Here is a 17,046-nt window from a genome sequence, read left to right as displayed (position 1 = left end):
CTATGCGCGTAGAGTCGCGAAGATACCTATGTGTGTATGTACGCACGTACGCCGTTGTACTGCTGGAAGGACATGCCATGGACGTCATCTCCGTCATCCGCACCAAGCGCGACCGGGGCGAGCTCAGCGACGAGCAGATCGACTGGGTCATCGACGCGTACACGCGCGGCGCGGTCGCCGACGAACAGATGTCGTCCCTGGCCATGGCGATCCTCCTGAACGGCATGAACCGCAAGGAGATCGCCCGCTGGACGGCGGCGATGATCGCGTCCGGCGAGCGCATGGACTTCTCCTCGCTCTCCCGCCCCACCGCCGACAAGCACTCCACGGGCGGCGTCGGCGACAAGATCACGCTGCCGCTCGCGCCGCTGGTCGCCGCGTGCGGCGCGGCCGTGCCGCAGCTGTCGGGCCGGGGCCTCGGCCACACCGGCGGCACCCTCGACAAGCTGGAGGCCATCCCCGGCTGGCGCGCGCTGCTCTCCAACGAGGAGATGCTGAACGTCCTTGACGGCGTCGGCTCGGTGATCTGCGCGGCGGGCGACGGCCTGGCCCCCGCGGACAAGAAGCTCTACGCGCTGCGCGACGTGACGGGAACGGTCGAGGCCATCCCCCTCATCGCCTCCTCCATCATGTCCAAGAAGATCGCCGAGGGGACGGGCTCCCTGGTCCTGGACGTGAAGGTCGGCACCGGCGCGTTCATGAAGAACCTCGACGACGCCCGCGAACTCGCCTCCACGATGGTCGAGTTGGGCACGGACAGCGGCGTACGCACGGTGGCGCTCCTCACCGACATGTCGACGCCGCTCGGCCTGACGGCGGGCAACGCGCTCGAAGTCCGCGAGTCGGTAGAGGTGTTGGCGGGTGGCGGCCCGGCGGACGTCGTCGAACTCACCCTCGCCCTCGCCCGCGAGATGCTGGACGCGGCGGGCCTGACGGACGCCGACCCGGCGAAGGCCCTCGCGGACGGCTCCGCGATGGACGTCTGGCGCCGCATGATCGCGGCGCAGGGCGGCGATCCGGACGCGGAGTTGCCGGTGGCACGGGAGCGGCACGTGGTGACGGCCCCCACGTCCGGGGTCCTCACCCGCCTCGACGCGTACGACATCGGCGTCGCCGCCTGGCGCCTCGGCGCGGGGCGCGCCCGCAAGGAGGACGTGGTCCAGGCGGGCGCGGGCGTCGAACTCCACGTGCGGCCGGGGGCGGCCGTGGTGGCGGGCCAGCCCCTGCTCACCCTCCACACGGACACGCCGTCCCGCTTCGAGTACGCGCTCCAGTCGCTGGAGGCGGCGTACGACATCGCTCCCGCCGGAACGGGTTTCTCGCCGGGGGCGATTGTGCTGGATCGGATCGGTTAGGGGTCAGGTGCGACTGCGACTGCGACTGCGACTGCGTCGTGGCTGGGCGCGCAGTTCCCCGCGCCCCTGACGGGGCCCGGAAGTTCAGCCCCGGCGGGGCGGGCAATTCCGGGCTCTCGGGTGGGAAAGTTCAGCCCCTCCGGCGTTTGAGGAGCGGGGTCTGGGGCGGAGCCCCAGGGGCGGCGGGGGCTGGGGGATTCGGGTGCGGCTGCGTCGTGGCTGGCCGCGCAGTTCCCCGCGCCCCTGACGGGGCCCGGAGCCTCGGCCTCGGCGGGGTGAGCGCATCCCGCTCTTCGGTCTTTCGGGCGAGGCGAGCAATTCCGGTCTTCCGGGCGGGGCCCGGAACTTCAGCGCCTCGGGCGGGAAAATTCAGCCCCTCCGGCGTTTGAGGAGCGGGGTCTGGGGCGGAGCCCCAGGGGCCACGGAGGCTCGGGGATTTGGGTGCCGGTGCGTCGTGGCTGGGCGCGCAGTTCCCCGCGCCCCTGACGGGGCCCTGGTCGGAAGGGCACGTGGACCTGCCCTTCCGCCTCTGGCCCAGGGGCCCGCCACCCCGTATGCAGGAGGAGATCCGCAACCCGCACGGGGAGACGCCACCTTGCACGACCACGACCGCACCAGAGCGACCGGGACCGAGAGGCCCCGGGTCCCGGCCCGCAGGCCCGGGAGCGCGTCGCCGCCCGCAGGCCTCCTCGGCCTGCAACGCGGCGCGGGCAACGCCGCCGTGGTCCAGCTGCTGCGCCAGGCAGGCCACCCACCCGCCCGCGACGAACCGCAGGTCCAACGTTCCGCCGTCCACGACGTCCTGCGCTCCGCGGGCAAGGCCCTCGACGACACGACCCGCACCGACATGGAGGCCCGGCTCGGCGCCGACTTCTCCGACGTGCGCGTCCACACCGACTCCGCCGCGAAGGCGTCCGCGGCGGAGGTGGGCGCCCGCGCCTACACCTCGGGCAGCCACGTCGTCATCGGCGAAGGCGGCGCCGACCGGCACACCCTCGCCCACGAGCTGACGCACGTCATCCAGCAGCGGCAGGGCCCGGTCGCGGGCACCGACGACGGCACGGGCCTGAAGGTCTCCGACCCCGCCGACCGCTTCGAGCGCGAGGCGGAGGCCAACGCCCACCGGGCACTGTCGGCCGACGCACCCGCGACGGCCGTATCTCAGAACGACAACCCGAGCACCACGCGCACCGGCGCCGTCCAGCGATACGCCACCGGCCGCGTCAAGAGCCTGGTCAGCGAGCAGGACGAGGGCCCCTACTTCGAGTCGCAGTCACCGCAGGGCACCCTGGTCGAGGACCCGGAGCGGATCGGCAAGCACTCGGTGGACCACCTCGGGGCCCGCACCCACGACCCGTTCCAGCAGGACGTGGCCGAGGAGACCGGGCAGGAACCGCCCGCCGGAGAGCTCGGCCTGCCGCTCAGGGTCGCGGGCGACGGAACGATGGCCGTGCACGACACCGAGCGCGAGCCGAAGGAGTTCTACGCGACGCAGGCCGTCATCGACGCCAGCAACGAAGCCCTGTGGGGTCAGAACGGCGTCGGCAGCAAGTACCGTCTCGCGGCCCGCGGCGCCCAGATCTCCGTGCAGAGGCCCGCCGACGGCAGCTCCGTCGTCCTCAAGCGCGTACAGCCCGAGACGCGCGACAACCCCACGAACGCCCCGTCGGGCTTCGCGAACCTGCTGAAGTCCGAATGCATCGACGTGGCCCGCGAGTTGATGGGCGGCGGCAGGCAGACGGACGTCGTCCTCGCGGGCCAGGACGCCAGGCCCTGGGAGGACGCCACCGTCGACTCCGTGGCGGGCGAGCTCGCCGACCACGCCGAACACACCGACGAGCCCGACACGGCCACCCCCAAGCGGTACGGCGGCGCCCTGCGCGAGCGCCCCGAAGCGATGGACGCCGCCTCGGCGGGCCTCGGCGTGAACAAGGCCGCCGCCCCCGAGGTGGGCGAGGGCTTCACCACGGTCTCCCTGGGCCAGAGCGACAAGCTCGACTTCGCCGGTTCCGCCACCCCCACGGAACGGCCGCAGGACATCTGGGGCTTCCACTTCGCGGGCGTGGCGGCGATCAGCGCGGACGGCCAGGACCGCGTCACCCTGGAGAACTACACCCGCACCGGCAACTCCGGTGACGCGCTCAAGGAACTGCTCCCCAGCCTGGTCGAGCAGTTCAAGGCGAAGACCGCCATCCCGCTGCTGCGCCCCGGAGGCAAGCCGCTGCCCCGCGGCTCGGAGATGGACCAGGTGAACAAGCTGCTCCAGGGCCTCGCGGGGAACGTCCAGCAGGGCACCCAGGAGTTCATGCGCCTGGCCGCCGCGAAGGAGGAGTGGAACAGCAAGTGGTTCTTCCGCATGTACGGCTCGGGCGCGGGCCAGACCTTCCACGAGCAGCAGTACGACAGCGGCCGGGGCGACTTCGTGAACCCCTTGACGCTGCGGGTCCGCAGGCGACGGCAGCAGCAGCCGACGGAGTCCTGACCGCCTGACCGACGTCGGTACGGCCCGGCACCGATGAGTTCCACCGGCCCCGCGAGTCATCCTTGCGTGGCCGATTCAGCAGAGAACCTCATCCGGATCGCCGGGCCACTGCGCCCCGGCGATGTCCCACCCCTGTGCGAACAGGTCGCCGCCGTCCGGCACGGGCCCGGCGGCGGCGACGTGATCTGTGATGTCACCGACGTCACCACCGCCGACATGTCGACCGTCGACGCCATCGCCAGGCTGCAGCTCGCCGCCCGCAGGGCCGGGGGCCGGATCCGGCTCAGGAACCCCACCCCAGCCCTGCTCGCCCTGCTCGGGCTCGTCGGTCTCGTCGAACTCCTCGGGCTAGTCGTCGAGATGGAGGGGCACGCCGAACAGCGGGAACCACCGCGGGGTGTCCAGGAAGCAGTGGAAGCCGGTGATGCGGCCCTCTGAGATCTCGATGACCTGGATCGCCCAGGGCGAGAAGCCGCCGTTGTCGGGGTCGGGCTTGTAGTGCGCGAAGCCCGGGGTGCCGTTCACGTTCACCGGGCGGAGGCGGCTGTTGGCGCACGACGCGCCCACCGTGGTCATGAAGCCCGTGATGTCCTCGGTGCCGCGCAGCCACAGGTCGAACGGCGGCATCGTCATGACGGCGTCCTCGGCGAGCAGCGCCGTGAGCGCGGCCATGTCGTACCCCTCGAAGGCGGCGACATAGCGGTCCAGGAGCTTCTGCTGCTCCTCGTCCAGCGGGTTCGAGACGGCCGTGTCGTCGCCCGGCCGCTCGGCGAGGGTGGCGCGGGCCCGCTGCAGCGCGCTGTTCACCGAGGCGACCGAGGTGTCGATCAGCTCGGCGACCTCGCTGGCCTTCCACGCGAGGACCTCGCGCAGGATCAGGACGGCCCGCTGCTTGGGCGGCAGGTTCTGCAGGGCGGAGACGAACGCCAGGCGCACCGACTCCTTGGCGATGGCGGCCTCGGCCGGGTCGTGCAGGGTGGGCAGGACGCGCGCGTCCGGCATCGGTTCGAGCCAGGTGTTGTCCGGGCGCGGGGTGAGCGCCGCCTGGGCCAGCGGGGCTGCGGCGGTCAGGTCCATGGGACGGGCGCGGCGGTTGCCTGCGTTCAGCATGTCCAGGCAGACGTTCGTCGCGATGCGGTACAGCCACGAGCGGACGCTGGAGCGGCCCTCGAACTTCTCGAAGCTGCGCCAGGCGCGCACCATCGTGTCCTGCACGGCGTCCTCGGCCTCGAAGGCCGAGCCCAGCATGCGGTAGCAGTACCCCGTCAGCTCGACGCGGTACTTCTCCAGCGTGCTGTCCAGATCGGTCGTCGTCCCTGCGATGTCGCTCATCCCAACCCACCCCTGCGGCTACTTCCGAAGGGCCCGGCAGAAGGCCCACTCCGGAAGCTACCGCAGCCCACTGACAACGGCCCCCGGAGTGGGAGAACCCGCAGGCGGGGGCCAGTTGTGCGGCAGGGCGGCGCGCGCCCGGTCAGTGCGCGGCGGCCAGCAGACCGCGCCGCTCCCGCACCCGGGCCGCGTGCGAGCCCCACACGGTGACCGACACGACGCCGAGCACCGCGAGGATCCCGAGCCCCACCGTGCCGCCCCAGCCGCCCGCGTGGAAGGCGACGGCACCGAGCGTGCCGCCCGCGCTGGAGCCCAGGTAGTACGCGGACTGGTAGAGCGCGGACGCCTGCGCCCGCCCGGTCGTGGCCGTGCGGCTCACCGACGAGGACGCGACCGCGTGGCCCGCGAAGAAGCCCGCAGTGATCAGCACGAGCCCCAGCAGGACCATGATCAGCGAGGTGGACAGGGAGAGCAGCAGTCCGCCCGCCGTCGTGCTCACCGCGAGGTACAGCGCCCCGCGCCGCCCGAGCCGTGCCACCAGCTTCCCGGCGGCGGCCGACGAGACCGTACCCACGAGGTAGACGAGGAAGATCGAGCCGATGACGCCCTGCGGGAGCGAGAAGGGCGCCTCGGTGAGCCGGTAGCCGATCACCGTGTAGACCGCGCCGAACACGGTCATGAAGAGTGCCCCGATCGCGTACAGCCTGCACAGGAGCGGGTCCGACAGATGCGTACGCACCGTACGCGCGAGGGACTTGGGGCTGAGCGAGCCCGGCGTGAAGTGCCGGGGCGCGGGCAGCAGCGCGCGGAAGGCGAGGGCACAGAGCACCGCGATGACGCCCACCACGCCGACCGCCGCGCGCCAGCCCCAGGCCTGCGCGACCCAGCCCGTGATGATGCGCCCGCTCATGCCGCCGATGGAGTTGCCCGCCACGAACATGCCGATCGCGGCGACCAGGGCCTTGGGCCGCACCTCCTCGGCGAGGAACGCCATCGCGGACGCGGGAAGCCCCGCGAGCGCCGCGCCCTGCACGGCGCGCAGCGCGATGAGCACCTCGACCGAAGGGGCGAAGGGGACGAGGAGTCCCACCACCACGGCGACGGTCAGCGAGGCCGTCATCACCGCGCGCCGCCCGAACCGCTCGCTGAGCGCGCTCAGCGGCAGGACGAAGAGGGCCAGCGCCCCGGTCGCCGCCGACACCGTCCAGCTCGCCGTGCTCGCGCTCACGCCGAAGTCGGCGGAGACCAGGGGCAGCAGGGCCTGCGTGGAGTAGAGGAGCGCGAACGTCGCGACGCCCGCGAGGAAGAGCGCGAAACTCATGCGGCGGTAGCCGGGCCCGCCGGGGGTCAGGCGCGTGTCGGTGTCGATGGCGGGGGACGGCGGGGTGAGGGCGACCGCATGGGTGGCGGACGCCCCGCTACTGGCAGGAGGCATGTCCAAGAACGTACGGCCGGTTTTTTGATGCGTCCAATGCATGGAAACCCCATAATCGTTCCCATGCAGCATCAGCAGAGGTCAGCGCCGCGCCTGTCACGCAACAGTGACGCGGAGGACATCGTGACGCTCCTCGCGCCGCGCCTCGCGTACTTCGCGGGAGTCGCCCGCACCGAGCACGTCACGCGCGCCGCGCAGGAGATGCAGATCCCCCAGTCGACGCTCTCCCGCGCACTCGTACGCCTGGAACGGGACCTCGGCGTCGACCTCTTCGCGCGCCGCGGCCGCACGGTCTCGCTCACCCCGGCGGGTCGCACCTTCCTCGCCTCGGTCGAGCGCGCGCTCGGCGAGGTGGAGCGCGCCGCCGAGTCGGTCAGGGCGGACGCCGACCCGGCGACCGGCAAGGTCGCCTTCGGCTTCCTGCACACCATGGGTTCGGAGACGGTCCCAGGCCTGCTCCGCGCCTTCCGCGCCGACCACCCGCGCGTCCGCTTCAGCCTCGTCCAGAACTACGGCGAGGCGATGATCGAACGCCTGCGCGCGGGCGAGCTCGACCTCTGCCTCACCTCACCGGTGCCCGACGCCCCCGACCTGGTCGCCCGCCGCCTCGACGAGCAGCGCCTGCGCCTGGTGGTCCCCGACGACCACCGCCTCGCCACCCGCAAACGCGTCCGCCTGACCGAGGCGGCCGACGAGGCCTTCGTGACCCTGGAGCCCGGCTACGGCCTGCGCCGCATCACCGACGACCTCTGCCAGGAGGCGGGCTTCAAGCCCCGCGTGGCCTTCGAGGGCGAGGAGGCGGAGACACTGCGCGGCCTGGTCGCGGCGGGCCTGGGAGTGGCTCTCCTGCCTCCACCGGCCGTCCCCCGCCCAGGAGTTGTGGAACTGACGGTGACGGGCCAGCGAGCGGTCCGCGAGATCGGCGTGGCGTGGCTGGGCGGCCACCCCGACACTCCGCCGGTGGCGGCGTTCAAGGAGTTCTTGCTGAGCAGGAAGGGGAGGCTGCTGCCGCAGGCAGGTATCAGCCCGTCCGGCGATTGAGGACGAACTCGGCGAAGCCGGTGATCGACACCAGCCCGTCGCAGACTCACCGTCGAAGAGACTGCCCGAAGCCGGAGGCAAGAGGCATACGCAACCCCAACGGCGGCGGAGCCGCCAACGCGTCCTCCAACGGCCGCGCGAAATCCGCCCCGAACAGCACACCCATCGCGAAGTCGGAGGCAAGCGCGAGCACTTCGGCCTGATGCTGGTGCAACCGATGCCCGTCGGAGTGCACTTCGAACCGGCACACGTCCCGGTTCGCCTTCTTCGCACGCTCCGCGTACCGGAACGACAGCTCGGGATCGGTCCGTTCGTCGTTCGTGCCGTGGACGACGAGGACCCGGCGCCCCACGAGCTGCTTCACCGGCTCGGGCGGCGCGGCCACGTCGTCCTCGGGCAGCCAAGGGGCCAGCGCCAGAACGGAGTTGACCGCCTCGTGCCCGCCCGCGCGCAGCGCCGCGCGGCCGCCCATGTCGACTCCGGCCAGACAGACGGGGACATCGCCGTAGCGACGTACGATCTCCTCCACCGCCCAGGTCGCGTCCCGCGCCAGCTGCGCCTGCGCCCCGTTCCACCCCCGGCAGCCGTAGTGCACGACATGGGCGGCGAGACCCGCATCGCGGCCGTCCTGGGCGAGTCTGCGGCCAAGGGCGCGGACGCCGCCCGCGGCGAGCGGCGACGGCTTGCGGGTGGATGTCTCGGTGCCGGCGGGCAGCAGGAGCACCACTCCGCTCACCGCCGAGGGCCCCGTCCCGATCACGCGCCCGAGCCTCGCCGTGCCCGTCGGCCCCGCCGTCCCTTGCTGTGCCATGACAGAACAGTGTCAGAAGCGATGGTGTACGCCACCCGTCCGCAGGGTCACTGTTACGTATCGACCAGTGAGTTCTACGCGCGTAGGCGCTAGAGTGCCGAAATGACGAGCCAGACTCACGCAACCGGTCACACGGACCGCGAAACGCCCAGTGCCGAACAGATCCGCCGGGCCCCGAAGGTGCTCCTGCACGACCACCTCGACGGCGGCCTGCGCCCCGGCACGATCGTCGACCTCGCCCGCGAGAACGGGTACGAGGGACTGCCCGAGACCGACCCCGACAAGCTCGGGATCTGGTTCCGCGAGGCGGCCGACTCCGGCTCCCTGGAGCGCTACCTGGAGACCTTCGCGCACACCTGCGCCGTGATGCAGACGAAGGCCGCCCTCCACCGCGTGGCCGCCGAGTGCGCCGAGGACCTCGCCGAGGACGGCGTGGTCTACGCCGAGATCCGGTACGCCCCCGAGCAGCACCTGGAGAGCGGCCTCACCCTCGAAGAGGTCGTCGAGGCGGTCAACGAGGGCTTCCGCGAGGGCGAGCGCCGCGCGAAGGCGAACGGCCACCGCATCCGCGTGGGCGCGCTGCTCACCGCCATGCGGCACGCGGCCCGCGCCCTGGAGATCGCCGAACTCGCCAACCGCTACCGCGACCTGGGCGTCGTCGGCTTCGACATCGCGGGCGCGGAGGCCGGGTTCCCGCCCACCCGCCACCTCGACGCCTTCGAGTTCCTCAAGCGCGAGAACAACCACTTCACCATCCACGCGGGCGAGGCCTTCGGCCTGCCGTCGATCTGGCAGGCACTGCAGTGGTGCGGCGCCGACCGCCTCGGCCACGGCGTGCGCATCATCGACGACATCAAGGTCGAGGAGGACGGTACGGTCCAGCTCGGCCGCCTCGCCTCGTACGTCCGCGACAAGCGCGTCCCGCTGGAGCTCTGCCCGAGTTCCAACCTGCAGACGGGCGCCGCCACTTCGTACGCCGAGCACCCGATCGGCCTGCTGCGCAAGCTGCACTTCCGCGCGACGGTGAACACCGACAACCGCCTGATGTCCGGCACCAGCATGAGCCGCGAATTCGAGCACCTGGTCGGCACGTTCGGCTACACGCTCGACGACATGCAGTGGTTCACTGTCAATGCGATGAAATCAGCATTCATTCCTTTCGATGAACGACTGGCCATGATCAACGACGTCGTCAAGCCCGGCTATGCCGAGCTGAAGTCCGAATGGCTGTTCCGTCAGACCGTCTCGACCAGCACTTCTGTCGAGGGCTAGCGGGAATTCGCACCTCTTTGTGTGACGCGTCAGCGGTCGGGAGTCATCATTCCCGGCCGCTAATTCGTTGTTTGTGGGCCGTGATCGTGGCTCATCACCGTCGTTGGACCACTCGAAGCCCCGTCGTCCAAAGACGCAAGGATGCATAGAAGATGAAGCAGTCTGCCGCCAAGACCATCGGTGTCGCCGCTCTCGGTGCCGCTTTCGCCGCAGCCGGCGCGGGTGCCGCCAACGCCGCCCCCGCCGTTCCCGACGCCGCTGCCGCCCTCGGTACCGTCTCCTCCGCGCTCCCGCTGGACCAGGCCGCCAAGACCCTCCCCGCCGGGGCCCCCGAGTCCCTCGCCGCCGGGCAGAACGCCCTCACCGGTGGCCTGGACGCCGCTGGGAAGCCCGGCACGCCCGGCCCCGGTGACGCGGTCTCCGGCCTGCTCGGTGGCCTGCCCGTCGGCGGCGCGACCGGCGCCCTCCCCGGTGGCCTGCCGCTCGGCTGACCCTCCTCGTACGTACGCCGATGGGGCGCCCCTCTTCGTGAGGGGCGCCCCATCGTGTTGTCCGCGCGAGGTCACCAGGCCTGGCGGGCCTTGTCCTCCGAGGGCAGCAGGACCCACAGCGCGATGTAGAGCAGGAACTGCGGTCCCGGCAGCAGGCAGGAGAGCACGAAGATCACGCGCATCGTCGTCGTCGACGTGCCGAAACGCTTGGCCAGGGCTGCGCACACTCCGCCGATCATCCGGCCGTGGGTGGGGCGGGCAAGGGCGGTCATGTCGGGCTCCTTCGCGAACCGTGGGTGTGAGGCTTCCTCGTCGGCCTCGATGCTTCAAAGGTACGGTCGCGAACAGCGGCGAGCGTCGCTCTACGGTGCGATACCGACCCTGGGAATCGTCGGGGTCGGACCCTGAGACAGCTCCTCCCGGGGGAGGGCCCTGAACAGCCCCGGCTCCTTCCGGCGGCGCAGCCAAGCCCTGGTCGCGGGCACCACGGCGACGTGCGCGAGGGCCACCCCGAGGGTGTTGAGCAGCAGCGAGTCGATGTCGACGACCTGCCCGGGCACCCCGGTCTGCAGGAGCTCGATGCCCAGGGAGAGCAGCGCTCCCGCGGCCACCGTTCGCACCAGGGAACCCCAGGGCGACACCACGAGCCGCCCGCCCGCCAGCGGGAGGAGTATCCCGAGCGGGGCGAGCAGCAGCAGCGCCTCGCCGATCCGGCGGGTCGCCTGGAGGCCGCCGAGCGCGAGGTCCGCTTTGATCCCGGCGAGCGGCTGCAGATTCGCGGCACTCACCCAGGGCACGTCCAGCGGACGCAGCGTGATCCACCCGACGAGCAGAAGATGTGCGGCGAGGAGGAATCCCCCCGCCGCACGGAAGCGGATGGCGGCAATGCGGCCGCCCGAGCCTTGACGCACGCCCCCCAAGACGCCGGGAACGGCAGGATCGGTTCCGCGTCAGGAGCCCACGCTCTGTGTGGGGGGTGCCACGGTGCCCGGCCGCGAGCGGACCTCCTGCGTGCACTCATAGCGCCGCAGCGGTGTCCCAGCGGGCCCGCCCATGATCACCGAGTGGTCGTCGGCCGCCGCGCTGTCCGCGAGCGTGCACACGATCTGGGCGAGCGCGAAGGCCGACAGATCCTCCGGCGGCGTACTGAAGCGGAGCGTGCCGTCGGGGTCGTCGTCACCGGGCCCCGTCACCGTGGTGCCCGCCCGCACGTCCGTGACGAAGCCCGCCTGCTTCTCCTGGTCCGACGGCGGAGTGGCCAGCTCGTCGAGGAGGGTCTGCGCGATGCGCACCTGGTCGGCGGTCGCCTTGTCCGTACGGATCTGCACGCTCCGGTCCACCGTCACCAGCTGCGACGCGCACACCAGGAAGACCTGGACGGGCACGCCGTCGCCCGACTGCGAGGACAGCGTCGCGGAGTTCGACATCACGCACGGCATCCGCGACGGCGCGGGCCCGAAGTCGGTCGGCACCTCCGTCGACCGGATCCCGCAGCCCGTGAGCGCGGCGGCGAGCACCAGGCCGATGACCGCGCCGCGCATCCCTCGCCCGTTCATGCCTGGCCCCCTTCGGCCCGCTCGTCCTCGGCGTCGGAGCTGTCGCGCGGCAGCCACAGCGTGAACACCGCACCGCCCTCGGCCGAGTTGGCGGCCGTGATCTCGCCGCCGTGGATGTGCGCGTTCTCCAGCGCGATGGAGAGCCCGAGGCCACTGCCCTCGGAACGCGGCCGGGACGCGCTCGCCTTGTAGAAGCGGTCGAAGACGTGCGGCAGCACGTCTTCGGGGATGCCCGGGCCCCCGTCCCGTACGGCGATGACGAGCTTGTCGCCCGCGAGCCGCACCGACACCTTCACCGGGGAGCCGCCGTGCTTGAGGGCGTTGCCGATGAGGTTGGCGAGGATCACGTCGAGGCGGCGCGGGTCCAGGCGCACCATGATGCCGCGCTCCGCGTCGAGCTCGACCGCGTCGAGCCAGGCGCGCGCGTCGATGCACGCGGTGATCTGGTCGGCGATGTCCACGTTGTCCAGGACGAGCCGCGCGGTGCCCGCGTCGAACCTGGTGACCTCCATGAGGTTCTCCACCAGGTCGTTGAGGCGCCGCGTCTCGCTCACCACCAGGCGTACGGCGGGTTCGATCATCGGGTCGACCGAGCCGGTCTCCGCGTCGAGCTCCTCCTCCAGGACCTCGGTCACCGCGGTGATCGCGGTCAGCGGCGTGCGCAGCTCGTGCGACATGTCGGCGACGAAGCGGCGCGACGCCTCGTCGCGGGCGCTCATGTCGTCGACCTTCTTCTCCAGACTCTCCGCCGTGCTGTTGAACGTCCTGGAGAGATCGGCGAGTTCGTCCGTGCCCGAGACCCTCAGGCGGGTGTCCAGCTTGCCCTCGCCGAGCCGCCGCGCGGCAACCCCCAGGCGGTGCACGGGTTTGAGGACGGTCGTCGCCGCGGCCTGCGCGAGCAGCGCGGAGCCGATCAGGGCGAGCCCCGTGGCGATCGCCAGCGACCAGCCGAGCGAACTCAGATCCTTCGCCTCCGGTTCCAGGGACTTGAGCATGTACCCGGTGGGGCCGCCGCCGTTCACCTTGGCGCCGCCCACCAGATAGGGCGTGCCGTGCACGACGGTGCGCTGCCAGTACAGGTGGTACGTGCTCTTGTTGCCCGAGGTGACCGGCTGCTCCTCGTTGACCGCCTTCTCCAGGGACTCGGGCACCTTGGCGAGCGTGAACTCGTCCAGGTCGGAGTAGCCGACGATCTGCCCGCCGCCCTTCTTGGCCGCGACCAGGAGCACGCTGTAGCGCTGGCTGCTGGTCGCCATCTGCCCGGCGGCGGACTGCAGTTCCTCCTGGGAAGGATGCACCTGCAGCGCGCCCGCGCGCGTCTGCATCTGCTGGCGGAAGTCCTTGAGCGCCGCGTCCTGCGCGCGCGTGAGCACGGCCTCGCGGTTGAGCCAGTACGCGATGCCGGACGCGGAGACGGCGGCGGTGAGCGCCACCAGGCCGAACACCACGACCAGTCGCAGCCGCAGGCTGGTGAAGCGCAAACCGGCCAGTATCGCCTTGCGTGCCGCGGCCCAGCCGCGGAGCTTGTCGTGCGGTTTGGTCACTGAGGCGTGTCCAGCCGATATCCGACGCCGCGCACCGTACGGATCAGGGTCGGCGAGGACGGCACGTCCTCCACCTTCGCGCGAAGGCGCTGCACACACGCGTCGACGAGCCGTGAGTCGCCGAGGTAGTCGTGCTCCCACACCAGGCGCAGCAACTGCTGGCGGGACAGGGCCTGTCCCGGCCTGCGGCTCAGCTCCAGGAGCAGCCGCAGCTCGGTCGGCGTGAGCTGCAGGTCCTCGCCGTTCTTCGTCACGGTCATCGCGGCGCGGTCGATGACGAGCGAACCGAACGTCGCCGCGTCGTTGGCCTCGCGCTCACCGCGCCGCAGCACGGCACGGATCCGGGCGTCGAGCACCCGGCCCTGCACGGGTTTGACCACGTAGTCGTCGGCGCCGGACTCCAGGCCGACCACCACGTCGATGTCGTCATTGCGCGCGGTCAGCAGGATGATCGGCAACTGGTCGGTGCGCCGGACGCGACGGCACACCTCGAACCCGTCGATGCCCGGCAGCATCACATCCAGCACGATCAGGTCCGGCCGCTGCTCACTGAGCAGCTTCAGGCCGTCCTCGCCGGTGGCAGCAGTGGCCACCCGATGTCCCTGGCGCGTCAGCGAAAGCTCCAGGGCCGTCCGGATGGCGTCGTCGTCCTCGATCAGCAACAGGGAAGGCACGGACGTCATTCTGTCCCATGCCACGGCCCTAGTTCGACTGCTGGAGCTCCCCCAAGCTGTGAAGAGAGTTGGGAGGTACCCCCTCCCACACGTCACCCTCACGCGCGAAAGGGGGTGCGAAGCGCTGTTGCAGGCCTGTGACAGTCGGCGGACACCGTCATGAAGTGCCTCGGGCAGAGTTCTGGTCACAAGCAAGAAGCACCGAAGCACAACCGATCAAGCCGGACTCCACCGACGGGGGGCGCGAGATGAATACGCTGCACAGCACCAGCTCAAGCGCAGTTGTCACGCGTCTCCACGACGTCGGACGGGGCTCTGAGAAGTCCGGTGCCGTGAGCGGGCGGGGGTGCGCTCGCGGCACCGGGCGTCAGCACACCACGTACATGACGGTGGTTGACGCCTGCCAGGGGGGACACGGGGGACACGGGGGACACGTCGTTCCTGCGGGAACAGACGGGGGAGCCGCGTACAGGGAGGACTCGGGGGAGCGGAAGTCCCTGTCGGAGGCGGAGTTCACCGCCTACGTCCAGGAGCGTCGCGCCTCTCTGTACGCCACCGCCTATCACTTGACCGGTGACCGCTTCGAGGCCGAGGACCTGCTGCAGAGCGCCCTCTTCTCGACGTACCGGGCCTGGGACAGGATCAGCGACAAGGCCGCGGTCGGGGGTTACCTCCGCCGCACCATGACCAATCTGCACATCAGCGCGTGGCGCCGCCGCAAGCTGAACGAATACCCGACCGAGGAACTGCCGGAGACGGTGGGCGACACGGACGCGATGCGCGGCACCGAGCTGCGCGCCGTGCTGTGGCAGGCCCTGGCCCGGCTGCCCGAACTCCAGCGCACGATGCTGGTCCTCCGCTACTACGAGGGCCGCACCGACCCGGAGATCGCGGACATCCTCGACATCAGCGTGGGCACGGTGAAGTCCAGCATCTGGCGCTCCCTGCGCCGGCTGCGCGAGGACGACGTCCTCAGCTTCGGCCGTGACCAGGAGGAGTCCTTCGGCGAGTTGGTCGCCTGAGGATGGGGGGCCGCCGCTCCGGGGGGACGCGGCGGGAGCAGGGGGGAACACACGGGGGAACAGCACGGGGGAGTCACGGGGGAAACAAGTAGCGGGACCGGAAGGCCGGGGGGTCTTTCCGGTCCTCGCTGCTTTTCCGGTTCTCCGGGGAGTTTCGCGCCCGTCGGGTTACGGCCCGGCGGGCGCTTCGCCGTGTCTCTCAGGCGGCGTCGGCGCGTGCCTTGACGCAGCGGCCCGCCGCCGCGGCGGCGACCCGGCCCAGGGCCTCGTCCTTGCCGCAGGGGTGCGCGCCGAGCGCGCTCTGGCGGGCCACGATGGCGCGTTCCGCGCGCATCAGGCGCCAGCCGCGCCGCAGCAGGAACGGCACGGACTTGCGGCCCTCGCGCAGATCCCGCAGGAGCCGCCGCCGGAAGGTGGTGGAGGGGCGGCCCCGCAGACAGATCGCGTCGGCGAGCACACCGGTCTCCGCGCACCGCGCCACAATGTCCGCGGCGAAGATCCCCTCGGCGATGAACAGGGGCGTGCGCTCGATGTCGAGCGTCTCCTGTCCGACCCGGGAGCTGGTGGCGATGTCGTACACGGGCACGCGCGTACGTCCCGTGCGGCACAGCTCCTCGATGGCGGCGAGCGCCACGTCCGCGTCCCAGGAGAGCGGGGAGTCCCAGTCGATGTCCGTACTGCCGGGGACCTGCGGCAGCGTGGGGTCGTCGCCCTCTTTGTAGAAGTCGTCCAGGCACAGGACGGGCAGCCCGGAGCGGGCGGCGAAGGAGGACTTGCCCGATCCTGAGGGGCCGGTGAGCAGCACGACACGCGTGGGTATCGGCGGGTGGGAGCTCAATGCGGTGACCCTTCTCCCCTGTGAGTTGTCCGGAACGTCGACCATTATCAACCGACGCGCAAGGGGGCGGGGCCGCCGGGGCGTCCGGGACCCTCCGCCGGAAGGCCGAGGACCAAGGACCGAGGTTCCTCGCGGAATAGCGTCGCGGGGGAGATCGCTGGCGATGTCGTACGCGTTACGGCAGTTGACGCGATGATCCAGATGGCCCAGATGATCCAGGGGGACCTTCCGCATGTGGCACGGTGACGCACTCGACCTCGACGCCTATCTCGCCCACCTCGGCTACGAGGGGGACCGCGCGCCCACCGAGGAGACGCTGCGGGCGCTGCACCGGGCGCATGTGCTCTCGGTGCGCTGGGAGAACCTGGAGGCGGTGCTGCGCAAGCAGCGTTCGCTCGACCTCGATGTGGTCCAGGCCAAGCTGATCGGCGGATTGCGCGGCGGTACCTGCTACGAGCACATCACCCTGTACGCGGCGGCTCTGGAGCGGCTCGGGTTCCGGTTCTCGGTGGTGCAGGGCCGGGTGCAGATGGGTGAGACGGCCAAGATCAGGCCCGAGTCGCACGCCATGGTCGTGGTGGAGCTCGGGGGCAGGCGCCTGCTGAGCGACGTCGGTTTCGGGTCGAGCCCGCTGGAGCCCATCGAGCTGGCCGACGACATCGAGGTGTCGGACGGCACCTGGGCGTACCGGCTGCGGCGCCAGGAGGTGACGCCGGGCGCCGACGGCTGGGCGCTGTACCAGCCCGTGCGCGCGGGTGACGGGCAGCCCGACACCACCGGTGACGGGTGGATGGTCCGGCACACCTTCACGCTCCACCCGCAGTACCCCGCCGATCTGCGCGTGAGCAACCACTTCGGCTCGTCCAGCCCGCACTCGCCGTTCAGCGACCGGGTCTTCGCGCAGCGTGTGCACGAGGACCGGCTGCACCTCCTCGACAACCGGCTGCTGACCACGGTCAGGCCCGGCGTTCCCGGGCCGCCGGAGAGCAGGGAGCTGGCCGCGGACGAGGTCCCGAAGGTGCTGGCCGACGTCTTCGGGGTCGAACTGTCGCAGCGGGACGCCGAACTGCTGCTGCCGAAGCTGGTCTGAGCGCCAGCGCCAGCGCCAGTGCCAGCGCAGCGCCCGGGTACGCGTCCGAGTACGGACCCGTCCGTGACGCGGGTCGGCTTTGGGCGGCGGCGTCCGCCTCAAC

The 17,046-nt window shown here is 71.3% G+C and carries 17 protein-coding genes; 8 read left to right on the top strand and 9 right to left on the bottom strand.

All coding sequences use genetic code 11. The annotated features are described in order from the left end of the window. Window positions 1–77 precede the first annotated feature (77 nt). From CP970_RS16060 to CP970_RS16045, 3 genes are all read left to right on the top strand, one after another. Complete coding sequence (locus CP970_RS16060; protein ID WP_150493452.1) at window positions 78–1,355, top strand: thymidine phosphorylase; 1,278 nt, start codon at window positions 78–80, stop codon at window positions 1,353–1,355. A gap of 595 nt (window positions 1,356–1,950) precedes the next feature. Continuing rightward, window positions 1,951–3,837, top strand: coding sequence for an eCIS core domain-containing protein (locus tag CP970_RS16050; protein ID WP_055549331.1), 1,887 nt, complete (start codon window positions 1,951–1,953; stop codon window positions 3,835–3,837). 66 nt (window positions 3,838–3,903) lie between these two features. After that, the gene (locus tag CP970_RS16045; RefSeq protein ID WP_224058465.1) at window positions 3,904–4,275 is read left to right on the top strand and encodes an STAS domain-containing protein; all 372 of its coding nucleotides are present in this window, start codon (window positions 3,904–3,906) and stop codon (window positions 4,273–4,275) included. Here CP970_RS16045 and CP970_RS16040 read toward each other — a convergent pair. Together CP970_RS16040 and CP970_RS16035 are read right to left on the bottom strand one after the other, a co-directional pair. After that, window positions 4,186–5,169 (bottom strand): sigma-70 family RNA polymerase sigma factor, encoded by a 984-nt coding sequence (locus CP970_RS16040; protein WP_055549328.1) that lies wholly within the window; start codon window positions 5,167–5,169, stop codon window positions 4,186–4,188. The genes CP970_RS16045 and CP970_RS16040 overlap by 90 nt on opposite strands. Before the next feature lie 142 nt (window positions 5,170–5,311). After that, window positions 5,312–6,604, bottom strand: a complete 1,293-nt coding sequence (locus CP970_RS16035; protein ID WP_055549327.1) for an MFS transporter — start codon at window positions 6,602–6,604, stop codon at window positions 5,312–5,314. 63 nt (window positions 6,605–6,667) lie between these two features. On the opposite strand from CP970_RS16035, the gene CP970_RS16030 reads away from it, so the two are divergent. After that, complete coding sequence (locus tag CP970_RS16030; protein WP_055549325.1) at window positions 6,668–7,645, top strand: LysR family transcriptional regulator; 978 nt, start codon at window positions 6,668–6,670, stop codon at window positions 7,643–7,645. 46 nt (window positions 7,646–7,691) lie between these two features. On the opposite strand, the gene CP970_RS16025 is transcribed toward CP970_RS16030, so the two are convergent. Then, window positions 7,692–8,456, bottom strand: a complete 765-nt coding sequence (locus CP970_RS16025) for a dienelactone hydrolase (protein WP_055549322.1) — start codon at window positions 8,454–8,456, stop codon at window positions 7,692–7,694. A 102-nt stretch (window positions 8,457–8,558) separates the two neighbouring features. On the opposite strand from CP970_RS16025, the gene CP970_RS16020 reads away from it, so the two are divergent. Then, on the top strand, window positions 8,559–9,728 hold the full coding sequence (locus CP970_RS16020) for an adenosine deaminase (protein WP_055549320.1): 1,170 nt from the start codon (window positions 8,559–8,561) through the stop codon (window positions 9,726–9,728). A gap of 152 nt (window positions 9,729–9,880) precedes the next feature. Then, window positions 9,881–10,219: a hypothetical protein gene (locus CP970_RS16015; RefSeq protein ID WP_055549318.1), complete on the top strand. Its 339-nt coding sequence runs from the start codon at window positions 9,881–9,883 to the stop codon at window positions 10,217–10,219. Window positions 10,220–10,290: 71 nt separating this feature from the next. On the opposite strand, the gene CP970_RS16010 is transcribed toward CP970_RS16015, so the two are convergent. From CP970_RS16010 to afsQ1, 5 genes are all read right to left on the bottom strand, one after another. Continuing rightward, window positions 10,291–10,491: a PspC domain-containing protein gene (locus CP970_RS16010; RefSeq protein WP_055549316.1), complete on the bottom strand. Its 201-nt coding sequence runs from the start codon at window positions 10,489–10,491 to the stop codon at window positions 10,291–10,293. A 90-nt stretch (window positions 10,492–10,581) separates the two neighbouring features. Then, window positions 10,582–11,130 (bottom strand): VanZ family protein, encoded by a 549-nt coding sequence (locus CP970_RS16005; RefSeq protein ID WP_055549314.1) that lies wholly within the window; start codon window positions 11,128–11,130, stop codon window positions 10,582–10,584. A gap of 39 nt (window positions 11,131–11,169) precedes the next feature. Beyond that, a complete protein-coding gene (locus CP970_RS16000; protein ID WP_055549311.1) occupies window positions 11,170–11,775 on the bottom strand; it encodes a hypothetical protein in 606 nt (201 codons plus the stop codon). Beyond that, entirely contained in the window at window positions 11,772–13,319 is a 1,548-nt protein-coding gene (locus CP970_RS15995; RefSeq protein ID WP_055549310.1) for a sensor histidine kinase, read from the bottom strand. Before CP970_RS15995 ends, CP970_RS16000 begins: the two co-directional genes overlap by 4 nt. After that, window positions 13,316–13,993: a two-component system response regulator AfsQ1 gene (afsQ1, locus tag CP970_RS15990; protein WP_055549335.1), complete on the bottom strand. Its 678-nt coding sequence runs from the start codon at window positions 13,991–13,993 to the stop codon at window positions 13,316–13,318. The genes CP970_RS15995 and afsQ1 overlap by 4 nt, the downstream gene beginning before the upstream one ends. A 248-nt stretch (window positions 13,994–14,241) precedes the next feature. On the opposite strand from afsQ1, the gene CP970_RS15985 reads away from it, so the two are divergent. Then, window positions 14,242–15,015, top strand: coding sequence for a SigE family RNA polymerase sigma factor (locus CP970_RS15985; RefSeq protein ID WP_079043634.1), 774 nt, complete (start codon window positions 14,242–14,244; stop codon window positions 15,013–15,015). 199 nt (window positions 15,016–15,214) lie between these two features. On the opposite strand, the gene CP970_RS15980 is transcribed toward CP970_RS15985, so the two are convergent. Then, window positions 15,215–15,898: a uridine kinase gene (locus tag CP970_RS15980; protein WP_398655189.1), complete on the bottom strand. Its 684-nt coding sequence runs from the start codon at window positions 15,896–15,898 to the stop codon at window positions 15,215–15,217. Window positions 15,899–16,085: 187 nt separating this feature from the next. On the opposite strand from CP970_RS15980, the gene CP970_RS15975 reads away from it, so the two are divergent. Continuing rightward, on the top strand, window positions 16,086–16,943 hold the full coding sequence (locus tag CP970_RS15975; RefSeq protein WP_055545555.1) for an arylamine N-acetyltransferase family protein: 858 nt from the start codon (window positions 16,086–16,088) through the stop codon (window positions 16,941–16,943). Window positions 16,944–17,046 lie beyond the last annotated feature (103 nt).

Source organism: Streptomyces kanamyceticus (genome assembly GCF_008704495.1).
GTDB lineage: Bacteria > Actinomycetota > Actinomycetes > Streptomycetales > Streptomycetaceae > Streptomyces > Streptomyces kanamyceticus.
The sequence above is the reverse complement of the archived record's forward strand: the minus strand, read 5'-3'. Positions and strand labels throughout refer to the sequence as shown.